The sequence below is a fragment of the Arthrobacter sp. I3 genome (genome assembly GCF_000520575.1).
In the GTDB taxonomy this organism is placed as follows: Bacteria; Actinomycetota; Actinomycetes; order Actinomycetales; family Micrococcaceae; genus Arthrobacter; species Arthrobacter humicola_A.
This window is the reverse complement of sequence record NZ_KI914917.1, coordinates 42,054-53,099: the sequence shown is the minus strand read 5'-3', so window position 1 is coordinate 53,099 and position 11,046 is coordinate 42,054. Positions and strand designations below refer to the sequence as shown.

The following is an 11,046-nucleotide window of genomic DNA, read 5'->3' as shown; positions in this document are numbered from 1 at the left end:
GCGCCGGCCGTGCCGTTGCTGCCGCCCTTGAGCAGGTAGTAGCCCTTGGCGGGAATGCTGCCGGCCAGGACTGCCACCGAGCTCGGCGCGCCGGTGCCCGGGGCTGAGCGGTACTGGAGACTCCAGCCCTCCAGTGAGACCGGCGCGTCGGAGCCGTTGTACAGCTCGACAAACTTGTTCTTGAAGGCAGCGCCGGCGCTGCCGCCGCTGAGATAGGCCTCGTTGATGACCACCGGCGAGGTTCCGGCTGCTGCCGGCAAGGGTTCGGTGGCGTTGGCCGGCACGGCCGCCGCCAGTGGAGCTGCTATCAGCGCCGCCGACAGTGCTGAGCCCAGCGCTGTTTTCCAGGGTGTTAGTTTCATCCGCTCTAACTCTCATTAGGGTGCCCCGGGTAAAGGGCAGGGTGCAGTGCGTCCGCAGGGTGCAGCGGACAGTGGCCGGCCAGAACTCCTGGTCAAGTCGTGCCGGGCCCATCCAAACAGGGGTGAATGAACAACGTATGGACTAAACGTGCATTCGGCGGGGCGCCCCCCAGCGGGACGCTCCGCAGCCTTCCCGGAGCGGCTCGAATGCCCCGGGCAATGGTGACTGGTGATGCGGGTGAGTTGTGTCCGGGTGCCTCCACCGGACGCTCCACAGCAGAATACCGGCCAGTAGCCCTCGGGGAAGGCTCTGGCCGGTATTTCCTACAACAATTTTTGTAATTAGGTGGGAAGAGCTCTGGTGTCCTGGCCGGTTAGGCGTCCGTGGCGGACTGCCCGCCCTGTCCGGTGTCAGCCACGATCTTGAACATCGCGCCCGTGGGGTCGGTCAGTGTGGCGAGCCTGCCGAACGGGGTGTTGTCCGGCCCGTCGATGACCTTGGCGCCGAGGGACACAGCCGTCTCGATGGAGGCGTCGGCGTCTTCCACGGCGAAGTAAACCTGCCAGTTGGACGGGACCTCGGCGGGAAGGTAGGCAGACGCGTCCATGATCCCGGCCTTGGCCGCCGGGCCCGCGCCCAGGGTGGTGTAGCGGAACTCCGGGGTGTCGCTCATGACGTCGGTGTCCCAGCCGAACACGTCCTGGTAGAACTTGACGGCGGCGGCGTAGTCCTTGGCGTGGAGCTCGTGCCACGCCGGAGCACCGGGCTCGGCCGCCAGTTCATAGCCCTTCATCTCAGCCGGCTGCCATACGCCGACCGATGCGCCCGTGGCGTCGGCGATCATCGCCATGCTGCCCTGTTCGGGGACGTCCATGGGCGGCATGTAGACCTGGCCGCCGTGTTCCGTTGCAGCCTTGACGGTGGCGGCGGCGTCCTCCGAGCGCAGGTACGTGGACCACATGTCCGGCCACGCGGCCTGATCCTCCTGCTTCTGCATCAGGCCGGCGACGGACTTGCCGTCCTTCCAGGCGGTGATGTAGCCGCCGTATTTTGCTTCGTCGCCGGTCTGGTAAGTCCAACCGAACAGCGCACCGTAGAACGCCTTGGCCTTCTCGGCATCGGATGTCATGAGGTCGATCCAACATGGTGCGCCGTTGGAGTGCTCGGGTGTGGGCATGGAAGCTCCTGCTCTCTGTGGCGGCCGTTGACGTGCGGCCGCCGGACTCTGGTTTGTGTGGAGATGGGGTGGTGGAGACACAGAGAGACTATGACGGGGCACGGACAGTTTCAATGCATAGCCAGTCAGAGCCGGCGCGGGAATGCCGAGCGTCGGCCGTACAGGGTGAGCAGCAGGGCGGTGATGCCGAGGGCGATCATGACGACCGGGAGCGTCAGCCCGTCGAATGGGGTCAGGAGGAGCGCGCCGAGAATGCCCGCGCCGAAGATAGCCAGGTTGAAGGCGACCGGGAGGAACGCATTGGCGACGTCGGCGTTGTCGCCTCCGGCGGTGGTGAGTGGTCCCTGGACCTGGGCTGATGCGCCGCCGAAGGTGAGGCCCCAGAGCGCGGCGGCGATCAGGATGGCGACTACCGATGCATGTCCGATCAGCAGAATGAGTCCGGAAGCGACGAACACGGTGACGCTGAGGTGAAGGAGGGGCCTCGGGTGGCGGTCCAGCAGCGCACCGGTGACGGCGACCCCGACGACGGACGCGATGCCGTAGACCAGCAGGACCAGGCTGGCGGAGAGGCCGGTGCCGGTGGCCCGGAGGTAGGGGGCGATGTAGGTGTAGATGGTGCTGTGGGCGAGCATCCAGGCGACGATGACGGCCAGGATGACGGCGACGCCGGGGATTTTGAACACCCGGCCCAGGGGGAGCCGTGACGCTCGCGGTTGGCCGGCGGCGTCGGGGACGCATCCGAGGATCAGCGCAGCCACGATGACCCCCAGGGCGGACAGGGCACCGAATGACCAGCGCCAATCGAAAGCTGTTCCGATCCAGGCGCCGAGCGGGGTGCCGAACGCGAATCCGAGGGGCGCCCCGGTGGACACGATGGCCAAGGACAACCCTGCGTGCCGGGGCGGGCTGATGCGGCGCCCGTAAGCGGCGAGCATTCCCCAGATGATTCCCGAGAACGCGCCCGCAAAGAATCGTGACACGAGTGACAACGTCACATCGGGGGAGACTGCGGTGACCGTGGTGGCAAGCACGAGACCGGCGATACCGCCGAGCAGCAGCGGCTTTCGTCGCATGCCACGCGTCAGCATGATCGCGGGGATGGTGACGATGACCGTTCCGAGGGCGTACGCGCTGACCAGCAGACCCACCGTGCCTTCGCCGGTGTGGAGGCCGGCGGCAATGACAGGAAGCAGGCCGGCGGGCATCGTCTCGGTGGCGACGAGGATAAATCCCATGGCGGCCAGGACCACCAGTGCGGTCAGGGGCAGTCTTTGCTGTGCGCTGTTTTCTTGTGCATTGTTTTCTCGTTCGCTGCCCTCTGGTGTGCCGTCGACTAATGCAATAGCTTCCTGTGCCGGTGTTCGGGTGGGGGCGGTCGTCATGCGGTTCCTTTCGTGGGTGGCGGTAGTGCCTCAGCGTTGGGGTTGGTCAAGCGTGGCTGTGTAGCCACAGGAAGCGGCGCCTCGCCCGACGTCGTCGACCGTTCCGCAGGCCGGGAAGCACTGCTCAACCGTCCTGCCAGTCAAGCCCGATTTCCGCGGGCGGGGGAGTCCCCGGTGAGACGTGTACCGGGAGGGAACCCCTTGTTCGGCCGCAGCGATTTACCCTTGATGCATGGATAACCGGGGTGAAGTGCGTGAGTTCCTGATGTCGCGCCGTGCACGACTTACGCCGGAAGAAGCGGGCCTTGCGGCAGGCTCGAACCGACGGGTGGCCGGATTGAGGCGCAGCGAGGTTGCGGTCCTCGCCGACGTCAGCGTGGAGTATTACGCCAAGCTGGAGCGCGGTTCGATCGCCGGTGCGTCCTCGTCGGTGCTCGAATCCATCTCCCGTGCCCTCCGGCTTGATGACACCGAGCGTGCGCACTTGTTCGATCTGGCCCGCGCCGCAGACGGCATCCCGACCTCGGGACGGTCGCGCAGGCGTGCGACCGTCCAGACCGGGGCGCGTCTGAGCCTGCAGTGGGCGCTGGAAGCGATCACCGAGGGCGTCGCATTCGTTCGCGACCCGTACCAGAACCTGCTCGCGACGAACGCGTTGGGCCGGGCGTTCTACTCTCCGGTGATCGGGGACGGCGGCCGCACCCCGAACTTGGCGCGGTTCCAGTTCCTCGACCCCGCCTCGCGCGACTTCTACCCAGACTGGGACTTGTTCGGTGAAATGTGCGTCGGCATCATGCGCGCTGAAGCCGGCCGCGACCCCCACGACCGCACCATGCAGGACCTGGTCGGCGAACTGTCGACCCGCAGTGAGACGTTTCGGACACTGTGGGGCGCCCATAATGTGCGGACTCACGGGTCCGGCACGAAACGCTTTCACCACCCCGTGGCCGGCGAACTCACGCTGGCCTACGAGGAACTGGCGATCACCGCGGAACCGGGCCTGGTCCTCTTGGTCTACACCGCCGAGCCGGGCTCGCCCTCAGCGGAACGGCTGCACCTCCTCGCCAGTTGGAGTGCAAGCGAAGACGCCACGATCGAACGGCGCCGGGCAACCAGCTGACGGGAGGCAAGATCCGTGCCCGCCAGAGAGCGTGTTACCCGGCGCCGGAGTTGCCTTAGACGTAGTTCAGGCTGATGAGCAGCGCCCTAAGCTGGGCGTACTGTTCTGTTGCCATCCAGGCCTTTGCGGCGGCCCGGGTCGGGAACGCGGGGTAGTTGAAAAGAACACTCGTGGTGAGCCCGCCGTTCCCCGTGGCCAGGAGCCCGCAGCTTGAGGTGACGCCTTTGCCCTGCTCCAGGTATCGAGGGTCGCGGAGACCCATTCCGTAAAAATCGCGGGTCGAAGAGGATTCCACGGCGAACCCAAAAACGGGTTTAGTGCCGCCCGGTGCGGTCATTCCCGGAGCCTGCACCTTATCGAACACTTCGCGGGAGGTGGGCGCAGTTGCGCAACCAGTTGTAAAGCCATTTTGTAGTGAGAGCAGATCGTTGCCGGCGCCATCGGAAACGATCGCTTCAACGCCGGGGACGGTTCGGGCAGGCGGGAGGACCGTTCGCACGGTCCAGGTCGACGGATACGTGAAGAAAATGTGGCCATCCGGGAACGTGAACGTCTTCCGCGCAGTTGCTGCAGGCTTCGCTGACGGGGCAGGCGCCGCCACCGGGGGTGCCGCGCTGGCGGTCGGGGCCACCGGTGCTGGAGTGGCGGTTGGTGTGGCCGTCACCGTCGGCGCGGCCCCAGCCGTGGCCCCCGTGGTCGAGCGCGGTGCGGCAGCGGCAGGAACCGTTCCTGGCTGTGATGCACATCCGGCAAGGACGAGGCTGAGCACAATGCCCGCCATTGTGACATGCGCGTAAAACCCGGTGCGGTTGAGACCCACTTTTTTGTTCCCCCAATATTTGCGACGGCGGGGTGAATATCCCGCTCGAGACCTCAGTATCAGGGATGCGGCCGGAAGTTATTGTCAGGTCTGAAAGACGGTGCAGAACCGTTACTTGGGCTGCCAGTTGGCCGCCAACCCGACCAACATTCACAGCTGATAATTCTTGGGCCGGTCGGGAGTTTCACTCCGGGGCGGAGACGAGTAAGGCCGGCCGGAACGATCTTTCGATCGCCCCGGGCCGGCCTCTGAACCGCGCATGATCTGCGCTCCCGCGGAAGGTAAGAGATTCGAACTCTTGGTACGGGGTCACCGCACACTGGTTTTCAAGACCAGCTCCATCGGCCGCTCGGACAACCTTCCCTAACGAGTAGTCTTTCATAGGCAGTCGGCTGCAACAAAAACCAAAAACACGGTGCGCTTGCGGACGCGTGCAGCTCCCCGCCATATTCTGGGGAGTGATGTTGATCGGACCTGGCGATCGCGGCGAACGTGCGCGGAGCCAGTTAGGAATCGGGAGTGCTCCATGAAGGCTGTCTATATCTCAGAGCCCGGCGGACCCGAGGTCCTGGAAGTCCGTGAGGTTCAGGCCCCGGTGGCCGGCCCCGGCGAGGTGCTGATCGACGTCGTGGCCGCGGGCCTTAACCGTGCCGATGTCCAGCAGCGCAAGGGCTTCTACCCGCCGCCCCCGGGCGCCTCCGAGGTCCCCGGGCTGGAGGTCTCCGGCCGGATCGCAGGGTTCGGTCCGGGCGTGACCAAGGCGTTTTCCGTGGGGGACAAGGTGGTGGCGCTGCTCGCCGGCGGCGGCTACGCCCAGCAGGTGGCCGTCCCCGCGGGGCAGGTCCTGAGGATCCCCGACGGCGTGGATCTGGTCACGGCGGCGTCGCTGCCCGAGGTCGCGGCGACGGTCTATTCCAACCTGATCATGACGGCGCAGCTGCAGCCGGGCGAAACTGTCCTCATCCACGGGGCCACAGGCGGTATCGGCACCATGGCCATCCAGCTGGCCAAGGCCGTTGGCGCCCGCGTGGCCACGACGGCCGGGAACGCGGAAAAAGTCGGCACCGCCAAGGCCTTCCTCGGGGCGGACATCGCCATCAACTACGCGGAGGAAAACTTCCCGGCGAGCCTGCGCGCGCAAAACGGCGGCAAAGGCGCGGACGTCATCCTCGACGTCGTCGGGGCCAAATACCTCGAGCAGAACATCGATGCGCTCGCCGACTACGGACGCCTCGTGGTGATCGGGCTGCAGGGCGGCGCGAAGGCGGAACTGGACCTTGGCCAGCTGCTGCAGAAGCGGGCCGCCATCATCGCCACCGCACTGCGTCCCCGCCCGGTCGAGGAAAAGACCGTGATCATGAACGCCGTCCGCGACGCCGTGTGGCCGATGCTGACCGACGGCAGGATCCGGCCCCTCGTCGCCAAGAGCTTCCCGCTGGACCAAGTCGCCGCCGCGCACACCTACTTCGACTCCGGAGACCACGTGGGCAAGGTCCTGCTGGTCATGTAACGGGGTGCCGGATCCGGCCTGAAACCGCAGGTCCGGGCCGACTTATTCCGTGCGGGGCATGCGCTGTTTTGCGGCAAGGACACCAAAGACGATAGCGTGGTTCCATACGCGGTATACACGCGTCTTGGGGCGCGTGTATGCTGTGTGATTTCGTGACTTAGCGATTCCGGGGGGCGCCATGTCGATCCGTCACAGTCTCCTCGCACTCTTGCAGGACCGCCCGCGCTACGGGTACCAGCTCAGGACCGAATTCGAGGACCGCACCGGGTCCTCCTGGCCGCTGAACATCGGACAGGTCTACACCACCCTGGACCGGCTGGAACGCGACGGGCTGGTCCGCAAAGACGGCGGCGACGGGCACGTCATTTACAGCATCACCACGGCCGGCCGGACCGAAGTCGGCGCCTGGTTCACGGCCCCGGTATCCCGCGCGAATCCGCCCCGGAATGAACTGGCCATCAAGCTCGCCCTCGGCCTCACGATTCCCGGGACAGACGTCGGCGCCATCATCCAGGCCCAGCGGACGGTCTCCATCCGCGCGCTGCAGGACTACACCAAGTCCCGCCGCGACACGGCCGCGCTTCAGCGCCCGGCCGACACCGCCCGGCTCCTGGTTCTGGATTCCCTCATCTTCCAGACCGAAGCCGAGGTGCGCTGGCTGGACCTCTGCGAGGCCCGCCTCGTGCAGCTCAGCAACCTCCGGGCGTAGCCGGGCCGACCGCTCGTCGCGCAATACACACCGCCGGGCGCAGGGCTGCGGCCGGGACCCGCCCGCATTGGTAGGGTGCCGGAGGGCAGTTCTGTACCGGTGGGCTGCCCAGCTGGGTTTCTCAAGGAGGAGACATGGGCACAATGCCAGATGGCACACAACGCGAAAGCACAAACAACCTCACGCAGGGCAGCGCGCGTGGCACCGCGCAACTCGACGACGGGGTCGTTCCGGACCCCTCCCTCCCGCCGACGTCGGTGGATGAGTCGGTCCGCGACGCCGCGGACCGCGCCTGGACGCCCGCCAAGATCGCGCTGTGGGCGGCCATTGCGCTGCTGGGCGGGATCGCCTGGTTCATGCTCGCCATCATCCGCGGCGAGACCGTCAATGCCATCTGGTTTGTGTTCGCGTCCGTCTGCACCTACCTGATCGGCTACCGCTTCTACTCCAAGGTCATTGAGCGTTACCTGACCAGGCCCAACGACCGCCGTGCCACCCCTGCCGAATACAAGGCCGACGGCAAGGACTACGTCCGGACGGACCGCAACGTCCTCTTCGGCCACCACTTCGCCGCCATCGCCGGCGCCGGCCCCTTGGTGGGCCCGGTCATCGCGGCCCAGATGGGCTACCTGCCCGGCACGATCTGGATCATCATCGGCGTCGTCCTTGCCGGCGCCGTCCAGGATTACCTCGTCCTGTTCTTCTCCATGCGCCGCGGGGGCCGGTCCCTGGGCCAGATGGCCCGCGAGGAACTCGGCGTCATCGGCGGCACGGCCGCCCTCATCGCAACCCTGCTCATCATGGTGATCATCGTCGCCATCCTCGCCCTGGTGGTCGTCAACGCCCTCGGCGAGAGCCCCTGGGGCGTCTTCTCGGTGGGCATGACCATCCCGATCGCCCTCTTCATGGGCGTGTACCTGCGCTTCATACGGCCGGGCAAGGTCATGGAGGTGTCCCTGATCGGTTTCGTGCTGCTCATGGCCGCCATCATCGGCGGCGGCGCCGTGGCGGGCACCGAATGGGGTGCCGCGTTCTTCCACCTGGACAAGGTCACCATCGCTTGGGGCCTCATCATCTACGGTTTCATCGCAGCCATCCTGCCCGTCTGGCTCCTCCTGGCCCCCCGCGACTACCTCTCCACGTTCATGAAGATCGGCGTGATTGTGATGCTGGCGCTGGCCATCATTGTGGTCCGCCCCGAAATCACCGTGCCGGCCTTCAGCGAGTTCGCCGGCCGGGACAACGGTCCGGTGTTCTCCGGCGCCCTGTTCCCGTTCCTTTTCGTCACGATCGCCTGCGGCGCGCTGTCCGGGTTCCACGCGCTGATCGCCTCCGGCACCACACCGAAGCTGATCGAGAAGGAGCGCCAGACGCGCCTGATCGGGTACGGCGGCATGCTCATGGAATCCTTCGTGGCCATCATGGCCCTCGTGGCGGCAATCTCCATTGACCGCGGCATCTACTTCGCCATGAACGCCCCCGTGGCGCTGACCGGCGGGACCGTCGAGACCGCGGCCGCGTGGGTCAACAGCCTGGGACTGTCCGGCGTCAACATCACGGCCGGTGATCTCGCGCAGACGGCCAAGGACGTGGGGGAGCAAAGCATCGTGTCGCGTTCGGGCGGCGCGCCCACCCTCGCCGTCGGCCTTGCCCACATCATGCAGCAGTTCATCGGCGGCACTGCGATGATGGCCTTCTGGTACCACTTCGCCATCATGTTTGAGGCCCTCTTCATCCTCACGGCCGTCGACGCCGGCACCCGCGTTGCCCGCTTCATGCTCCAGGACTCGATCGGCAACTTCGTCCCGAAGTTCAAGGAACACTCCTGGCGCCCGGGCGCCTGGCTCTGCACCGCCATCATGGTGGCCGCCTGGGGCGCGGTCCTGCTGATGGGCGTCACCGACCCGCTGGGCGGCATCAACACCCTGTTCCCGCTGTTCGGGATCGCCAACCAGCTGCTCGCGGCCATCGCCCTCTCGGTCTGCCTGGCCATTGCCGCCAAGCGCACCGCCCCGAAGTTCCTGTGGATCGTGGCGGCGCCGCTGGCGTTGGCCGCCGTCGTGACCATCACGGCGAGCTTCTACAAGATCTTCTCGCCCGTTCCTGCGGTGGGCTACTTCGCCAACAACGCAGCCTTCGCCAAGGCTCTGGCGGACGGCAAGACCTCCTTTGGGACCGCCAAGACCCAGGCCGCCATGGAGGCCGTGGTCCGCAACACGATGATCCAGGGATGGCTCTCGATCATCTTCGTGGTGTTGAGCATCGTCGTCATCATCACGGCAGTGATGGCATCCATCAAGGCCTTGCGGAACACGGCCGCGGGGCTGCCCAACGCCGAGCACGAAGACCCCGCTCTGGCTTCCCGAGTCTTCGCCCCGGCAGGGTTTGTCCCCACGGCGGCGGAGCGTGACCTCGTGGCCGAGTGGAACCAGCTCCCGGCCGGAGACCGGCTCGAAAAGTCCGGGCACCACTGATGCGGGGCCGGGAGTGAATGTGGTCCTCGCGGGGTTCCGCGGGTTTGCCGGGTATCTCGGCGGTGTGCTGGGCGCCGATGCCTACAAGAAGTACCTGGAGCACCATGAGGCATCCGGGCACACTAGCCTTCCCCTCACCGAGCGGGAGTTCTGGCGTGACCGGACCGACCGGCAGGACACCAACCCGCAGGGGCGCTGTTGTTGAGCCGGTGCTGCTGAGCTGGTGCTGCTGAGCTGGTGCTGCTGAGCAGCTGGCCGGGCCGGGCCGGGGGAGGGGCGGCGTGGGGCACAACGGTGTCCGACGCCGCCCCTCCGCTTCCGGCGGACGCCGGGTCCGGGCTGCCCGGCGCGTGAGAGTATGAAGCCATGAGCGATCAGCACGACACTCAGCCCCGCGCCCAAACTGCCGACGACGTGCCCGTCGAGGGCACACCCGTGGATGACGCCCTGCCCGGGACGCCGCTGGCGCCGCCGGCTGCTGTGCCGCCCGGCCGCGCCGGTGGATCCGGTGCCGGGCCCAGGCCGCCGCGGGGGAGCGAACTTCAGGACCTCGTGGACCAGCCCGCCAAGGTCATGCGGATCGGCACGATGGTCAAGCAGTTGCTGGACGAGGTGAAGTCCGCGCCCCTGGACGACGCTGCCCGCGTCCGGCTGGCCGAAATCCATGACCGGTCCATCAAGGAACTCGAGGACGGCCTGGCCCCGGAGCTCGTTGAGGAGCTTGAACGGATCAACCTCCCCTTTCCGGAGAACGCAACCCCCTCCGACGCGGAACTGAGGATAGCCCAGGCCCAGCTGGTCGGCTGGCTTGAGGGGCTCTTCCACGGCATCCAGACGGCCATCGCGGCGCAGCACGCCGCCAGGGAGCACACCTACGCCCAAATGCAGCTGCGCCAGCTGCCGCCCGGAACCGTGATCGCGCCGGGCGTCATCATCGGGGAAAACGGCGAACCGGTCCGTGCCGCCGCGCCGCGTCACGGCGCGGAGTCCCCCGAGCCGCCCGAACCCGCGGACCCGGACCATGGCCCGGGCCAGTACCTATAGCGCGACCTTGGGCTTCTTCAGCGCAGCACGGCAAGGCCGCAGGGACGACGCAGAACTTGGCAAGGGGCTCTGGCGGCGCGCCCATGACCGTTTCAACCGCGGACTTGACCGCTACCACCAGGTCCTCGAGGGGGTCGAAGACGAGGCCCTGTACGGCGAACTCGTCGAGATCGCCAATCAGCTCTCCGCGCTCGCTCCCCGGGTCCGGCAGGTCTGCGTGGAGGCCCAGCGGCGCTTTCCCAGCAATGGATTGGACATCCCGGGGCCGCTGGCAGGGGTCCACCGTGCCCTGTCGACGGCGGGCAACTCTCTGGCCATGACGGCTGAGGCGGCCGCGATGCTCCGGCTTGCCGTGGGTCCGGTCCCGGCTGGCGCCGCGTCGGTGTGGCGGCGCGCCGATTCCGTGCTGGAACAGGTCCACGACGCCGAGCGGCGGCTTGCGGA

The 11,046-nt window shown here is 67.0% G+C and carries 11 protein-coding genes and 1 tRNA gene; 7 read left to right on the top strand and 5 right to left on the bottom strand.

Going from position 1 to position 11,046, the window contains the following annotated elements:
- The 3 genes from Y706_RS24575 to Y706_RS0109215 form a co-directional block, all read right to left on the bottom strand.
- Positions 1–362: lamin tail domain-containing protein (locus Y706_RS24575; RefSeq protein WP_156945108.1), on the bottom strand; the 362-nt coding region annotated here is incomplete at its 3' end.
- A gap of 374 nt (positions 363–736) precedes the next feature.
- Entirely contained in the window at positions 737–1,540 is an 804-nt protein-coding gene (locus tag Y706_RS0109220; protein WP_028276370.1) for a VOC family protein, read from the bottom strand.
- A gap of 125 nt (positions 1,541–1,665) precedes the next feature.
- Positions 1,666–2,925: an MFS transporter gene (locus Y706_RS0109215; protein WP_253906748.1), complete on the bottom strand. Its 1,260-nt coding sequence runs from the start codon at positions 2,923–2,925 to the stop codon at positions 1,666–1,668.
- 232 nt (positions 2,926–3,157) lie between these two features.
- On the opposite strand from Y706_RS0109215, the gene Y706_RS0109210 reads away from it, so the two are divergent.
- Positions 3,158–4,045: a helix-turn-helix transcriptional regulator gene (locus Y706_RS0109210; RefSeq protein WP_043435671.1), complete on the top strand. Its 888-nt coding sequence runs from the start codon at positions 3,158–3,160 to the stop codon at positions 4,043–4,045.
- A 55-nt stretch (positions 4,046–4,100) separates the two neighbouring features.
- Here the strand turns inward: Y706_RS0109210 and Y706_RS0109205 are convergent, their stop codons facing one another.
- Together Y706_RS0109205 and Y706_RS0109200 are read right to left on the bottom strand one after the other, a co-directional pair.
- Positions 4,101–4,382 (bottom strand): YciI family protein, encoded by a 282-nt coding sequence (locus Y706_RS0109205; protein WP_156945107.1) that lies wholly within the window; start codon positions 4,380–4,382, stop codon positions 4,101–4,103.
- Between the two features lie 758 nt (positions 4,383–5,140).
- Positions 5,141–5,228 (bottom strand) — tRNA-Ser (locus Y706_RS0109200).
- 163 nt (positions 5,229–5,391) lie between these two features.
- On the opposite strand from Y706_RS0109200, the gene Y706_RS0109195 reads away from it, so the two are divergent.
- The 6 genes from Y706_RS0109195 to Y706_RS24570 form a co-directional block, all read left to right on the top strand.
- Positions 5,392–6,375, top strand: coding sequence for an NAD(P)H-quinone oxidoreductase (locus Y706_RS0109195; protein ID WP_028276366.1), 984 nt, complete (start codon positions 5,392–5,394; stop codon positions 6,373–6,375).
- A gap of 178 nt (positions 6,376–6,553) precedes the next feature.
- The gene (locus Y706_RS0109190; protein WP_028276365.1) at positions 6,554–7,084 is read left to right on the top strand and encodes a PadR family transcriptional regulator; all 531 of its coding nucleotides are present in this window, start codon (positions 6,554–6,556) and stop codon (positions 7,082–7,084) included.
- A 134-nt stretch (positions 7,085–7,218) separates the two neighbouring features.
- Entirely contained in the window at positions 7,219–9,558 is a 2,340-nt protein-coding gene (locus tag Y706_RS0109185; protein ID WP_028276364.1) for a carbon starvation CstA family protein, read from the top strand.
- A gap of 13 nt (positions 9,559–9,571) precedes the next feature.
- Positions 9,572–9,763: a YbdD/YjiX family protein gene (locus Y706_RS0109180; protein WP_028276363.1), complete on the top strand. Its 192-nt coding sequence runs from the start codon at positions 9,572–9,574 to the stop codon at positions 9,761–9,763.
- 161 nt (positions 9,764–9,924) lie between these two features.
- Positions 9,925–10,602, top strand: coding sequence for a bacterial proteasome activator family protein (locus tag Y706_RS0109175; RefSeq protein WP_028276362.1), 678 nt, complete (start codon positions 9,925–9,927; stop codon positions 10,600–10,602).
- Between the two features lie 7 nt (positions 10,603–10,609).
- Positions 10,610–11,046 (top strand): hypothetical protein (locus tag Y706_RS24570; RefSeq protein ID WP_084476047.1); only part of this gene is annotated, 437 nt, incomplete at its 3' end.